Here is a 12,383-nt window from a genome sequence, read left to right as displayed (position 1 = left end):
ATGTCATTACCAATGTTGCAGGTCGCGCTGGATAACCAGACTCTGTCTCACGCTTACGAAACCACCCGCCTGATTGCGGAAGAAGTGGACATCATCGAAGTCGGTACCATTCTGTGCGTGGGCGAAGGCGTTCGCGCCGTCCGCGACCTGAAGGCGCTGTATCCGCATAAAATCGTGCTGGCGGATGCCAAGATTGCCGATGCGGGCAAAATTCTTTCCCGTATGTGTTTTGAAGCCAATGCTGACTGGGTCACCGTTATTTGCTGTGCGGATATCAACACGGCTAAAGGTGCGCTGGATGTGGCAAAAGAGTTCAACGGTGATGTGCAGATTGAGCTGACCGGGTTCTGGACCTGGGAGCAGGCGCAGGAGTGGCGTGACGCGGGCATTCAACAGGTGGTTTATCACCGTAGCCGTGATGCGCAGGCCGCTGGGGTAGCGTGGGGGGAAGCGGATATCAGCGCGATTAAGCGTCTGGCCGATATGGGCTTCAAAGTGACCGTGACCGGAGGCCTGGCGCTGGAAGATCTGCCGCTGTTCAAAGGTATCCCAATTCATGTCTTTATCGCAGGCCGTAGCATCCGTGATGCCGCCTCTCCGGTAGAAGCCGCGCGTCAGTTCAAACGCTCAATCGCTCAGCTTTGGGGCTAAGGAGCGGGTATGTTGTCTAAACAAGTCCCGCTCGGCATCTATGAAAAGGCACTCCCTGCGGGGGAGTGCTGGCTGGAGCGGCTGCAACTGGCGAAACAACTCGGTTTCGATTTTGTCGAAATGTCAGTGGATGAGACAGACGAACGCCTGTCTCGCCTGGACTGGAGCCGCGAACAGCGTCTGGCACTGGTAAGCGCCATCGCTGAAACGGGGGTACGTGTGCCTTCCCTGTGCCTCAGCGCCCACCGTCGTTTTCCGCTTGGCAGTGAAGATGATGCTGTGCGTGCTCAGGGGCTGGAGATCATGCGTAAAGCCATTCGCTTTGCCCAGGATGTCGGCATCCGTGTGATCCAGCTGGCGGGGTATGACGTTTACTATCAGGACGCCAACAATGAAACGCGCCGTCGTTTTCGTGACGGCCTGAAAGAGAGCGTCGACATGGCCAGCCGTGCTCAGGTGACGCTGGCGATGGAGATCATGGATTATCCGTTAATGAACTCCATCAGCAAGGCGCTGGGTTACGCGCACTACCTGAATAATCCGTGGTTCCAGCTCTACCCTGATATCGGCAATCTGTCAGCCTGGGATAACGACGTGCAGATGGAACTGCAGGCGGGTATTGGTCATATCGTGGCGGTTCATGTCAAAGATACCCGGCCTGGTGTATTCAAAAATGTTCCGTTCGGCACCGGGGTGGTGGATTTCGAACGGTGCTTCCAGACGCTCAAACAGACAGGGTATTGCGGGCCTTACCTGATTGAGATGTGGAGTGAAACGTCGGACGACCCGGCAGCCGAAGTGGCGAAGGCGCGGGACTGGGTCCGTGAACGTATGGCGCGGGCTGGGTTGCTGGAGGCTGAGCATGCATAAGCTTAAGCAGCAGGTCTTTGAGGCCAATATGGATCTACCTCGCTACGGTCTGGTGACGTTTACCTGGGGTAACGTCAGCGCCATCGACCGTGAGCAGGGGCGGGTCGTGATTAAGCCCAGCGGTGTGCCCTATGAATCCATGACCGCCGACGACATGGTGGTTGTGGATCTTCATGGCGACGTGGTTGACGGAAAGTGGCGGCCTTCTTCTGATACCGCCACCCATCTGGCACTGTATCAGCGTTATCCCTCCCTGGGCGGCGTTGTACATACACACTCGACCCATGCCACGGCCTGGGCGCAGGCAGGGCTGCCCATTCCGGCTCTTGGCACCACGCATGCAGACTACTTCTTTGGCGATATTCCCTGCACGCGGGCATTAACGCAGGCCGAAGTGGAAGGGGAGTATGAACTCAACACCGGTCGCGTCATTATCGACACGCTGGCTGAGCGTGAGCCGCTGCATACGCCGGGTATTGTGGTGTATCAGCACGGTCCATTCTCGTGGGGAATAGACGCTCACGATGCCGTGCATAACGCGGTGGTGATGGAGGAAGTGGCGCGAATGGCGTGGATCGCCCGCGGCATCAATCCGCAGCTTCAGGGCATTGATGATTACCTTATGAATAAACATTTCATGCGTAAACATGGGCCCAACGCCTATTACGGGCAGAAGTGAATAAGTGCTCTGGAATACCGAAAAACAGTTGTAACCGGTGGTATTTCAGAGCCATTAGCAAAAAAAAAGCCCCCGGGCAGGGGGGCAAGTTAAACTATGGCTATGTTCTCTTTGTTGGCTTTCCTGGTGCTAGCGTTAAAGCGTTATCGGTAGATATCTGCACTGGCGTGCATATTGCCGTTGCTGCCGGGCTCACGCATCAGTATGACGTGATAATATTGTGCACCCTGAGCATCGGTCTCTTGATTGAGTGCCTGATCTGCTTCACTTTCAGTGGCGAGATTATGATTGATGTAGATTACGCCTAAGCTCTGCACATCATCCATGTTTTGGGCCTGCCGGCCGTCTATCTTGATGGCTGCCATCGCGTTTGCACTGAGCAAAAGTGCAGCCATTACGGCAAATGCGATTTTTTTCATGATATGCGCTCCACGACTGCGTGCTGTGAAAGGGGGTGTTGCTCTCCTTTTATAAATAAGGTCTCTGATTAAAGTGTAATCACTTATCCGGCGGGGATGCGTGACCATTTCTGATGCTGTTGTTCAAAAAAACAACGCTTCCTGATGTGATTAATTTTAAATCACCCACTTAGACCAGCTTTACGCTTTGTGCGAATTATTTGTGCAATCAGCTTGAGTTTCCAGGGGCGCGCAAGTATTATGACGCGTCAATTTTTCAGCCGACCTTTAACACGTTCCTTGCCTCCCCGGGCCTCGGCTGACCCAGACAGGAGGCTGAATAATCCGTAAGGAGCAATTCGATGCGTCATTACGAAATCGTTTTTATGGTCCATCCTGACCAGAGCGAACAGGTTCCGGGCATGATCGAGCGCTACTCTGCTGCCATCACTGGTGCAGAAGGTACGATCCACCGTCTGGAAGACTGGGGCCGCCGTCAGCTGGCTTACCCGATTAACAAACTGCACAAAGCACACTACGTTCTGATGAACGTTGAAGCGCCGCAGGAAGTGATCGATGAGCTGGAAACTACCTTCCGCTTCAACGATGCCGTTATCCGCAGCATGGTTATGCGTACCAAAAACGCAGTGACCGAAGCATCTCCGATGGTTAAAGCGAAAGACGAGCGCCGTGAGCGTCGCGATGATTTCGCAAACGAAACCGCAGATGATTCTGATGCTGGGGATTCTGAAGAGTAATTTCTGATGACCAACCGTCTGGTGTTGTCCGGTACCGTGTGCAGGACCCCCCTTCGTAAGGTCAGTCCATCAGGAATTCCGCATTGCCAGTTCGTGCTTGAGCATCGTTCTGTGCAAGAGGAAGCCGGCTTTCACCGGCAGGCGTGGTGCCAAATGCCCGTTATTATTAGCGGACACGAAAACCAGGCCATTACTCACAGTTTAACGGTCGGTAGCGCAGTAATCGTTCAGGGGTTCATTTCTTGCCACAAGGCAAAGAACGGCCTGAGCAAAATGGTTCTGCATGCCGAGCAGATTGATTTGATAGATTCTGGAGACTAGCCATATGGCACGTTATTTCCGTCGTCGCAAGTTCTGCCGTTTCACCGCGGAAGGCGTTCAAGAGATCGACTATAAAGATATCGCAACGCTGAAAAACTACATCACCGAAAGCGGTAAGATTGTCCCAAGCCGTATCACCGGTACTCGTGCAAAATACCAGCGTCAGCTGGCTCGCGCTATCAAACGCGCTCGCTACCTGTCCCTGCTGCCGTACACTGATCGTCATCAGTAATCGGGCACGGTCCATTAATACGACTTTAAGAGGATAAGGTAATGCAAGTTATTCTGCTTGATAAAGTAGCAAACCTGGGCAGCCTGGGTGATCAGGTAAACGTTAAAGCGGGCTACGCTCGTAACTTCCTGGTTCCACAGGGTAAAGCTGTTCCAGCTACCAAGAAAAACGTAGAGTTTTTCGAAGCACGTCGCGCTGAACTGGAAGCCAAACTGGCTGACGTTCTGGCGGCTGCTAATGCTCGCGCTGAGTCAATCAACGCACTGGGCACTGTTACCATCGTTTCCAAAGCTGGCGACGAAGGTAAACTGTTCGGTTCCATCGGTACCCGCGATATCGCTGATGCAGTAACTGCAGCTGGCGTTAAAGTGGCTAAGAGCGAAGTTCGTCTGCCGAACGGTGTTCTGCGTACCACTGGTGAGCACGAAGTGGACTTCCAGGTTCACAGCGAAGTGTTCGCTAAACTGGTTGTTAACGTTGTAGCTGAGTAATTTTACTCTGCTCACGTCGAAGCGCCGGCCTTGTGCCGGCGTTTTGCTTTTTAAGGGACCAGACTCGCGCTTTAGTGCTTGTAGGGTCGCTATTCCTGGCGCATTCTCTGATAATAAAATGAAACGTAATTTTATTTATGAGATTCGACATGGAAACCGCTCTGCCCACGCCCGTATTTGCCCGTCGAAAGGTGGCCTATGCCTGCGCCACGCTCTGCTGTCTGCTTTGGGGTAGCTCTTACCCGGCCATAAAAAGCGGTTATGAACTCTTCCAGATTGCCACCGATGATATTCCCTCAAAGGTCGTGTTCGCCGGTTACCGTTTTCTGTTTGCGGGTGTGCTGCTGCTTCTCTTTGCGTTAGCACAGCGCAAGCCCATCGGCAGGTTCACGCCCGGGCAGTTTGGGCAATTGACCGTCCTGGGACTGACGCAGACGAGCATTCAGTACACCTTCTTTTATATCGGACTGGCCTACACGACAGGTGTGAACGGCTCGATCATGAACGCCACCGGCACTTTCTTCAGCGTGCTGCTGGCGCACTTCATCTACCACAACGACAAGCTCAGCTATAACAAAACGCTTGGCTGTATTCTGGGCTTTGCCGGAGTGATGCTGGTTAACTTCCACGGCGGGTTAAGCGAATTCAGCTTCGTCTGGAAGGGAGACGGGTTTGTGGTGCTGGCAGCCTTTATCCTTTCTGCCGCCACGCTTTACGGAAAACGCATCTCCCAGACCGTCGACCCGACAGTAATGACCGGCTGGCAGCTGGCTATCGGCGGCGCGGCGCTGGTGGCGGGTGGCTATCTCACGGGAGGGACGCTGGAAGTGCATAGCATGACGGCCGTCGCGGTGCTGGGGTATCTGACGTTACTCTCTTCGGTAGCGTTCGCCCTCTGGAGCGCGCTGCTGAAAGTGAACCGCGTAAGTATGATTGCCCCGTTCAACTTTGTGATCCCCGTTGCCGGGACGGTGCTGTCTGCCATTTTCCTCGGTGAAAACATTCTGGACATCAAATATGCGATTGCGCTGGTGCTGGTCTGCTCGGGGATCTGGTGGGTCAATAAGCGGAGTCACTAAGAAGGGCATTGCCGGGGGGCTGGCTCGCCTTACCCGGCCTGAACATTAACGTGCTCTGATAAAACTACCGTCAGGCTGGCGGGTAAACAGCACCTGCTGGCCATTTCCCGTATCAATCGTGAGCCCGGTGACGACACCGCTGGCATTCTGACGTATCTGCACCAGCTGGCCGTTCTGCAAATTACTGAGCGGCTTGCCCGCGCCTTCCACCTGCGCCATGGCATACACATCGGTTGGCGGCAGATTGTGGTCGCGGAACAGCTGCGCAAGGGTTTTACCCGGCTCTACGCGATAGGAACGCCACTGCTGCTCAATGCCGGTTGGCTGCTGAGCCTGTGGCTCTGCCGGGGCCGCTGCCTGTTCCTGTGGCTGTTCATCCTGAATGGGTTCCGGTTCAACAGGCGCAACCTGTCCCGGATCGTTCGACGGGGTGACCAGTTGCGTCTGCACAGGCTGTGTGTCCGGCTGCGGTCGCGTTTGCGACTGAATATCCAGCTGGGCATTGCGGGTCACCGTCGCGGTGTCGGCGTCATCGCCACCGGAAGGAAGCAGGAAGCCCACGATCACCATCAGCGCGCCAATGATGATCCCTCTGCGATGCAGAGGCGGCAGCGGGTCCATGATGCGAAAATTGTCCGGCGCCTGCCAGATTTTCGCCAGGGTAGGTTTCAGTTCAAATCGCCCGGGCATGGCTCTCCTCCTGCTCCGCGTCTTTTTTATCCTGTGCTCCGAAGTATAGTTTGCTAACTGCCTGAACGGCGTAGCAAACCCGACATCCGTGACATTCGTTCGGGATTAATCCTGGTTCTCTCTATTGTTTCTGTTTCGTCGCGGTTTGTCACCTTAACTTCAGACAAAGTTTTACCCATAAGGGCATGGCTGATATGCTGCCCGCTACTTTAAATGTGATGGAAGGAAAACCCATGACCACCCCGACTTTTGACACTATCGAAGCGCAGGCAAGTTACGGTATCGGCTTGCAGGTAGGACAGCAGCTGAGCGAATCCGGCCTGGAAGGTCTGTTACCCGAAGCGCTGGTGGCGGGTATCGCTGATGCGCTGGAAGGCAACAACCCGGCAGTTCCGGTTGATGTCGTGCACCGTGCGCTGCGTGAAATCCACGAACGTGCTGACGCCGTGCGTCGCGCGCGTTTCGAAGAGATGGCTGCAGAAGGCGTGAAATATCTGGAAGAGAACCGTGAGCGTGAAGGCGTGAACAGCACCGAGTCTGGCCTGCAGTTCCGCGTGATCAACCAGGGCGACGGTGCAATCCCGGCGCGTACTGACCACGTTCGCGTGCACTACACCGGTAAACTGATCGACGGTACGGTGTTCGACAGCTCTGTAGCACGTGGCGAACCGGCTGAATTCCCGGTTAACGGCGTTATCGCGGGCTGGATCGAAGCGCTGACCCTGATGCCAGTGGGTTCCAAATGGGAACTGACTATCCCGCACAACCTGGCGTACGGCGAGCGTGGCGCTGGTGCGTCCATCCCGCCATTCAGCACCCTGGTGTTTGAAGTCGAGCTGCTGGAAATTCTGTAATCAGCTTTTCTTATTTCCTCTCTCCTTCAGGGGAGAGGAATATAGTGATAAAACCTACAGTTACGACGGAATCAACATTTTATCTTGCAAACGAAACTGTTGCGTGTATTTTTGTGAGCTGTTTCGCGTTGTATGAGTGATATGACACTCACTTTAAACATATTATTAACATAATATCCAAATCATAGTATTCATCCCGCCGATTCTTACCTAATATCGATGAGTCCTTTCATGGGGACCGTTATTTTTTTGACGTATTTAAAGGCCAGAAGAGCCTTAACAACACAGACAGGCATAAACAGGAAAATATCACATGGTAGATCAGGTTAAAGTCGTCGCCGACGAAGAGGCGTCGTCTGAACAGTCGCTACGGCGCAATCTCACAAACCGTCATATTCAGCTCATTGCCATCGGGGGTGCCATCGGTACCGGGCTGTTTATGGGGTCAGGTAAAACCATCAGTCTTGCCGGGCCGTCGATCATTTTCGTTTATATGATCATCGGTTTTATGCTCTTCTTCGTGATGCGTGCAATGGGTGAATTGCTGCTCTCGAACCTCGAATACAAATCCTTTAGCGATTTCGCTTCCGACCTGCTTGGCCCCTGGGCGGGCTACTTCACTGGCTGGACCTACTGGTTCTGCTGGGTGGTGACCGGCATGGCGGATGTGGTCGCCATCACGGCCTACGCGCAATTCTGGTTCCCGGGATTATCGGACTGGGTGGCCTCGCTGGCGGTGATTGTTCTGCTGCTGAGCCTTAACCTCGCCACCGTTAAAATGTTCGGTGAGATGGAGTTCTGGTTTGCGATGATCAAAATCGTGGCGATTATCGCCCTGATTGTTGTCGGCCTGGTGATGGTACTGACGCACTTCCAGTCTCCAACCGGCGTTCAGGCTTCGTTCGCGCATCTGTGGAATGACGGCGGCTGGTTCCCGAAAGGCATCAGCGGCTTCTTTGCCGGTTTCCAGATTGCGGTGTTTGCCTTTGTGGGGATTGAGCTGGTCGGTACCACGGCGGCGGAAACTAAAGATCCGGAGAAATCCCTGCCGCGCGCGATTAACTCCATCCCGATTCGTATCATTATGTTCTACGTGTTCGCGCTGATTATCATCATGTCCGTGACGCCGTGGAGCTCCGTTGTACCGACCAAGAGCCCGTTCGTTGAGCTGTTTGTACTGGTTGGATTGCCTGCGGCCGCAAGCCTGATTAACTTCGTGGTGCTGACCTCCGCGGCCTCTTCAGCCAACAGTGGGGTGTTCTCTACCAGCCGTATGCTGTTTGGTCTGGCACAGGAAGGGGTTGCGCCACGCGCGTTTGCCAAACTGTCTAAGCGTGCGGTGCCGGCGAAAGGGCTGACCTTCTCCTGTATCTGCCTGCTGGGCGGTGTGGTGATGCTCTACGTGAACCCGAGTGTGATCGGTGCGTTTACCATGATCACCACGGTCTCTGCGATCCTGTTCATGTTCGTCTGGACCATCATCCTGTGTTCTTACCTGGTGTACCGCAAACAGCGTCCGCACCTGCATGAAAAATCGATCTACAAAATGCCGCTGGGCAAGCTGATGTGCTGGGTGTGCATGGCGTTCTTCGTCTTCGTGCTGGTTCTGCTGACGCTGGAAGACGATACCCGTCAGGCGTTAATCGTCACGCCGCTGTGGTTCATCGCGCTGGGGCTGGGATGGCTATTTATCGGTAAGAAACGTATGGCAGGCATGCGTTAATAAAAAAGGCCACAGATGCTGTGGCCGAATGATAACCTCAGGAAGGCGCTCTCGGGCGCCTTTTTTTATTCACCTGCGAGGGCACGCGGGAACAGGACGTTATTCTCAAGACTGATGTGTTCCATCAGGTCGTCGATCATCTCGTTAATGCCGTTGTACATCGCTTTCCACGTGGTGCACGCCTCTGGTGGCGGTGTAACGTTATGGGTAGTGTGTTTAATCACTTCCAGCAGTTCGCCTGCATCATCATGTTCGCTTTCCATAACGCTGATGGGCCCCATCGCCTGGCTGCCCATACCCTGTTTGATCATCGGGAAGAGGATTTGCTCCTCTTTCATCATGTGGCTGGAAAGCTCTTCGTGAAGCAGGGTCAGGTATTTCGCCAGACCGCGTGGTACGGAAGGTTTGTCGGCGTGAACGCGCTCCACTTTTGTCGCCTGCAGGATCAGTTCAGGCAGCTGTTCACGGTGACGGTCGTGAAAACGCACGATGATATGGTCGATGATGTCGGCAAGGGCTGCAGTGCGCCAGTCTTTCTCAATAGGCTGCTCAGCCAGTTGCGCCAGCTCCGCTTCAATGAGCCCCACATCCAGCTCTTTACGCGAGGCGGCACGTGCCAGGGTTTGCTTACCGCCACAGCAGTAATCCATATCGTATTTACGAAACAGCGCGGACGCGCGCGGGATGGAGAGCGCCAGCTCGCCAAGGGGTTGGTCGCGGAAGGCCATAGCAGTTACCTCGTCATCAATAATATAAGGTGCATTTTAAATGCATCTTTAAGGCGATGCTATAACCCTTTAGAGGGAAGGGGAAAAGTGAGAACCAGATCACAAAAAAATAATGACTTTTAACTTGCTGAATGAATGCAGGAAATTACTTTAGAAAGTTTTTTAACGTGGGGAAACAGTAAACAACTCGCCGTGCGTGCCGATATATCCACGTCAGACAAACCTGCATATAAAAAAGGCAACGCATGTTTAAACGTATAAAAGTCATTACCCTTCTTATTTCGGTGCTGCTTGTGCTCGGCATCATGCAAGTCATTTCCGCCGGCATTTTTATCAACGCGCTGAATAACGACAAAGATAACTTCACCGTCTCGCAGCTCTCAAGCCAGAATGTCGCCGAGTTTACCGATGCATGGATCAGCCTCAACCAGGCCCGCGTGACCCTGAACCGCGGCATGCTGCGTCTGCAAAGCAGCATGGCGTCTCAGATTAACGGCGGCCAGTTGAATGAACTGGTGAACACGGCGAAGAACCTGCTGGCGGATGCGCAGTCCCATTACGATAAATACTACGCGTTGCCTAATACTCCGGGTCTGGACGAGAATCTGGCTAACCGTCTGGAAGAGCAGTACCGTATTTACTCCGCCACGCTGACGCAAATGAACGTCCTGCTGGGCCAGGGCAATCTGGAAGATATGTTCAAGCAGAATGCGGAGCAGAAACAGACCGCGATGCAGAACGTGTACCGTGAATGGCGTGAAGCTCAGGCCGTCCTCACGGACAGAGGGATTAAAGACAACGAAAACGATTATAAACGTATCCTGTGGATCCTCTCCGCGGTCATGCTGCTGGTGATTGCCGTGATCGTTTCCAGCTGGATTGCGATGCGCCGCGTTCTGCTGCTGCCGCTGCAGGATGTGATTGGCCATATCCGCGCCATTGCCGCAGGGGATTTGACCCAGCCGATTCAGGCAGAGGGTAAGAATGAAATGGCAATCCTGGCGCGCAACGTTCAGGAGATGCAAACCTCGCTGGCAAACACGGTGGGCGTGGTGCGTGAAGGCGCAGACACCATTTACACCGGTGCAGGGGAAATCTCTGCGGGCAGCAACGACCTCTCTTCCCGTACCGAGCAGCAGGCTGCCTCTCTGGAAGAGACGGCTGCCAGCATGGAACAACTGACCGCCACGGTAAAACAAAACGCCGATAACGCACGTCAGGCTTCCCGTCTGGCGCTCGATGCCTCCTCAACCGCGAAGAAGGGCGGTAATGTGGTGGAGGGTGTGGTGCGCACCATGGACGACATTGCGACCAGTTCCAGCAAAATTGCGCAAATTACCAACGTAATCGACGGCATTGCCTTCCAGACCAACATCCTGGCGCTGAACGCGGCGGTGGAAGCCGCGCGTGCAGGCGAGCAGGGCCGTGGCTTTGCGGTGGTCGCAGGTGAGGTGCGTACCCTTGCCCAGCGTAGCGCTCAGGCGGCAAAAGAGATTAAAGCGCTGATCGACGATTCCGGCGAGCGCGTGAATGCCGGCTCACAGCTGGTAAACGAAGCCGGGGCGACGATGGCGGAGATCGTGAATGCGGTCACCCGCGTGACCGACATCATGGGCGAGATTGCCTCTGCCTCTGACGAGCAGAGCCGCGGTATCGATCAGGTAGGTCAGGCGGTGGCCGAGATGGATCGCGTGACCCAGCAGAACGCCTCGCTGGTAGAGGAGTCTGCGGCAGCGGCGGCCGCGCTGGAAGATCAGGCGGCACGCCTGAACGAAGCGGTGGCGGTGTTTAAAATTACCCGCAACCCGGTGGTCAACGCCGCGCCGGTGAAAAGCTACACTCCAGCGGCTAAACCTGTTGCGGCGACGTCTGAAGCGAACTGGGAAACGTTTTAACTCTCTGAAGCCGGAACGACCATCGGTTTTTCCGGCTTTGCTCTCACCGCCATCACGACCCCAACGACCAGCAATATAATCCCGCAGGCGGTTAACAGCGGCGGTACGCTCTGGCGCATCAGGAAGGTGTAAAGCAGCCCGGCCAGCGTTTCGAATACAATCAACGGCCCTAAAATCACCGTCGGCAGCTTCTGGCTGGCGATATTCCAGCACAGCGCGCCCACCCACGAGCAGAGCACCGCAATCGCCAGCATCAGCCCGACAAAGACCCACGGTCTCGGCCCGAACGGTTGAGCGAAATCCGGTTGCTGATGGCCTAACCAGAGACAGGCCCCCACATAGCCTATAAGCGAAACCGGGAGCGTGACCAACGCCTGAGCCGTCGCCCACATCATCGGGTGTTTATCCGGGTTTTCCCGCAGCCAGCGCGCGTTGCGCAGGGCATACCACGCCCAGCACACCACGGAAACGAATGCCAGCAGGATGCCAGAACCGTAACGCAACAGCGAGAAGTCCTCCAGCCCATGCTGCAGCTCGGCAATGTTGACGCAGACCAGCCCCACGGCGGTACACCCCAACGCTGGTACCATTTTTGACCACGCCAGTTTCCCGTCGCGGTGGCTGTAAAGCAGGTTAGCGAAGACCGGGATCACCACGGGCAGCGTGCCGATAATCATGGTAGATACCGGTGCACCGGTTCGCTGAATGGCGCTCGCCAGGCAAACATAATAGATAAGGTTGCCCATCATGGTCAGCGCCAGCGCGGTGAACCAGTCCTGTCGGCCGAGTTGACGCAAACGTGCACGACCGAGCCACGCCAGCGGGAGAGCAATCAGCCCCAGTGCCAGATAACGTCCGGTCGACTGCAGTATTGCCGGGTACTCCGGCACGATCAGCGGGCCGACAAAGATCAGTCCCCACATCAGACCCGCAAGCAGGGCATACAACACACCACTAATCATTTTTCCATCCACATCGGTTTATTCTGCGTTCAGTGTAGGAGGGGGAAGGGCG

General features: G+C 54.9%; 15 protein-coding genes. 11 read left to right on the top strand and 4 right to left on the bottom strand.

The window, feature by feature from the left end; all coding sequences use genetic code 11:
• The 3 genes from ulaD to QRN24_RS13890 are packed head-to-tail and all read left to right on the top strand — an operon-like array spanning window position 1 to window position 2,200.
• On the top strand, window positions 1-651 hold the full coding sequence (ulaD, locus tag QRN24_RS13900; RefSeq protein WP_008502901.1) for a 3-keto-L-gulonate-6-phosphate decarboxylase UlaD: 651 nt from the start codon (window positions 1-3) through the stop codon (window positions 649-651).
• A 9-nt stretch (window positions 652-660) separates the two neighbouring features.
• On the top strand, window positions 661-1,521 hold the full coding sequence (locus QRN24_RS13895) for an L-ribulose-5-phosphate 3-epimerase (protein WP_025206246.1): 861 nt from the start codon (window positions 661-663) through the stop codon (window positions 1,519-1,521).
• Window positions 1,514-2,200: an L-ribulose-5-phosphate 4-epimerase gene (locus QRN24_RS13890; RefSeq protein ID WP_284942818.1), complete on the top strand. Its 687-nt coding sequence runs from the start codon at window positions 1,514-1,516 to the stop codon at window positions 2,198-2,200. Before QRN24_RS13895 ends, QRN24_RS13890 begins: the two co-directional genes overlap by 8 nt.
• Window positions 2,201-2,343: 143 nt before the next feature.
• Here QRN24_RS13890 and yjfY read toward each other — a convergent pair whose 3' ends face one another.
• Entirely contained in the window at window positions 2,344-2,619 is a 276-nt protein-coding gene (gene yjfY, locus QRN24_RS13885) for a DUF1471 family protein YjfY (protein WP_284942817.1), read from the bottom strand.
• A gap of 341 nt (window positions 2,620-2,960) precedes the next feature.
• Here yjfY and rpsF point away from each other — a divergent pair, with 341 nt between their 5' ends.
• From rpsF to QRN24_RS13860, 5 genes are all read left to right on the top strand, one after another.
• A complete protein-coding gene (rpsF, locus tag QRN24_RS13880) occupies window positions 2,961-3,356 on the top strand; it encodes a 30S ribosomal protein S6 (RefSeq protein WP_014068637.1) in 396 nt (131 codons plus the stop codon).
• 6 nt (window positions 3,357-3,362) lie between these two features.
• A complete protein-coding gene (priB, locus tag QRN24_RS13875) occupies window positions 3,363-3,677 on the top strand; it encodes a primosomal replication protein N (RefSeq protein WP_003856035.1) in 315 nt (104 codons plus the stop codon).
• A 4-nt stretch (window positions 3,678-3,681) separates the two neighbouring features.
• On the top strand, window positions 3,682-3,909 hold the full coding sequence (gene rpsR / locus QRN24_RS13870) for a 30S ribosomal protein S18 (protein WP_000135199.1): 228 nt from the start codon (window positions 3,682-3,684) through the stop codon (window positions 3,907-3,909).
• 41 nt (window positions 3,910-3,950) lie between these two features.
• Window positions 3,951-4,400: a 50S ribosomal protein L9 gene (rplI, locus tag QRN24_RS13865; protein ID WP_014168334.1), complete on the top strand. Its 450-nt coding sequence runs from the start codon at window positions 3,951-3,953 to the stop codon at window positions 4,398-4,400.
• 149 nt (window positions 4,401-4,549) lie between these two features.
• Window positions 4,550-5,479 carry a DMT family transporter gene (locus QRN24_RS13860; RefSeq protein WP_025205818.1) on the top strand — a complete coding sequence of 310 codons (930 nt, stop codon included), beginning with the start codon at window positions 4,550-4,552 and terminating at the stop codon, window positions 5,477-5,479.
• A gap of 45 nt (window positions 5,480-5,524) precedes the next feature.
• On the opposite strand, the gene QRN24_RS13855 is transcribed toward QRN24_RS13860, so the two are convergent.
• Window positions 5,525-6,169, bottom strand: coding sequence for an OapA family protein (locus tag QRN24_RS13855; protein ID WP_020882930.1), 645 nt, complete (start codon window positions 6,167-6,169; stop codon window positions 5,525-5,527).
• 233 nt (window positions 6,170-6,402) lie between these two features.
• Here QRN24_RS13855 and bamJ point away from each other — a divergent pair, with 233 nt between their 5' ends.
• Complete coding sequence (bamJ, locus tag QRN24_RS13850; RefSeq protein ID WP_025205816.1) at window positions 6,403-7,023, top strand: BamJ family beta-barrel-assembly machinery protein; 621 nt, start codon at window positions 6,403-6,405, stop codon at window positions 7,021-7,023.
• 313 nt (window positions 7,024-7,336) lie between these two features.
• Entirely contained in the window at window positions 7,337-8,746 is a 1,410-nt protein-coding gene (gene cycA / locus QRN24_RS13845) for a D-serine/D-alanine/glycine transporter (RefSeq protein ID WP_014168338.1), read from the top strand.
• Window positions 8,747-8,811: 65 nt separating this feature from the next.
• On the opposite strand, the gene ytfE is transcribed toward cycA, so the two are convergent.
• Window positions 8,812-9,474, bottom strand: a complete 663-nt coding sequence (gene ytfE, locus QRN24_RS13840; RefSeq protein ID WP_014168339.1) for an iron-sulfur cluster repair protein YtfE — start codon at window positions 9,472-9,474, stop codon at window positions 8,812-8,814.
• Between the two features lie 245 nt (window positions 9,475-9,719).
• Between ytfE and QRN24_RS13835 the strand changes: the two genes are divergently transcribed.
• Window positions 9,720-11,369 carry a methyl-accepting chemotaxis protein gene (locus QRN24_RS13835; protein WP_014168340.1) on the top strand — a complete coding sequence of 550 codons (1,650 nt, stop codon included), beginning with the start codon at window positions 9,720-9,722 and terminating at the stop codon, window positions 11,367-11,369.
• On the opposite strand, the gene QRN24_RS13830 is transcribed toward QRN24_RS13835, so the two are convergent.
• Window positions 11,366-12,331, bottom strand: a complete 966-nt coding sequence (locus QRN24_RS13830; RefSeq protein ID WP_047355596.1) for a DMT family transporter — start codon at window positions 12,329-12,331, stop codon at window positions 11,366-11,368. The genes QRN24_RS13835 and QRN24_RS13830 overlap by 4 nt on opposite strands.
• Window positions 12,332-12,383: the final 52 nt, after the last annotated feature.

The organism is Enterobacter sp. MEB024, assembly GCF_030209635.1.
Taxonomy (GTDB): Bacteria; Pseudomonadota; Gammaproteobacteria; order Enterobacterales; family Enterobacteriaceae; genus Enterobacter; species Enterobacter ludwigii.
Note: the sequence above shows the minus strand (reverse complement) of the source record. Positions and strands in the feature narration are given on the sequence as shown.

Coding starts and splice junctions, on each gene's coding strand:
- ulaD (WP_008502901.1), top strand. CDS start 1: ATGTCATTACCAATGTTGCAGGTCGCGCTGGATAACCAGACTCTGTCT.
- QRN24_RS13860 (WP_025205818.1), top strand. CDS start 4,550: ATGGAAACCGCTCTGCCCACGCCCGTATTTGCCCGTCGAAAGGTGGCC.
- QRN24_RS13890 (WP_284942818.1), top strand. CDS start 1,514: ATGCATAAGCTTAAGCAGCAGGTCTTTGAGGCCAATATGGATCTACCT.
- cycA (WP_014168338.1), top strand. CDS start 7,337: ATGGTAGATCAGGTTAAAGTCGTCGCCGACGAAGAGGCGTCGTCTGAA.
- QRN24_RS13855 (WP_020882930.1), bottom strand. CDS start 6,169: ATGCCCGGGCGATTTGAACTGAAACCTACCCTGGCGAAAATCTGGCAG.
- priB (WP_003856035.1), top strand. CDS start 3,363: ATGACCAACCGTCTGGTGTTGTCCGGTACCGTGTGCAGGACCCCCCTT.
- yjfY (WP_284942817.1), bottom strand. CDS start 2,619: ATGAAAAAAATCGCATTTGCCGTAATGGCTGCACTTTTGCTCAGTGCA.
- ytfE (WP_014168339.1), bottom strand. CDS start 9,474: ATGGCCTTCCGCGACCAACCCCTTGGCGAGCTGGCGCTCTCCATCCCG.
- bamJ (WP_025205816.1), top strand. CDS start 6,403: ATGACCACCCCGACTTTTGACACTATCGAAGCGCAGGCAAGTTACGGT.
- QRN24_RS13830 (WP_047355596.1), bottom strand. CDS start 12,331: ATGATTAGTGGTGTGTTGTATGCCCTGCTTGCGGGTCTGATGTGGGGA.
- rpsR (WP_000135199.1), top strand. CDS start 3,682: ATGGCACGTTATTTCCGTCGTCGCAAGTTCTGCCGTTTCACCGCGGAA.
- QRN24_RS13835 (WP_014168340.1), top strand. CDS start 9,720: ATGTTTAAACGTATAAAAGTCATTACCCTTCTTATTTCGGTGCTGCTT.
- rplI (WP_014168334.1), top strand. CDS start 3,951: ATGCAAGTTATTCTGCTTGATAAAGTAGCAAACCTGGGCAGCCTGGGT.
- QRN24_RS13895 (WP_025206246.1), top strand. CDS start 661: ATGTTGTCTAAACAAGTCCCGCTCGGCATCTATGAAAAGGCACTCCCT.
- rpsF (WP_014068637.1), top strand. CDS start 2,961: ATGCGTCATTACGAAATCGTTTTTATGGTCCATCCTGACCAGAGCGAA.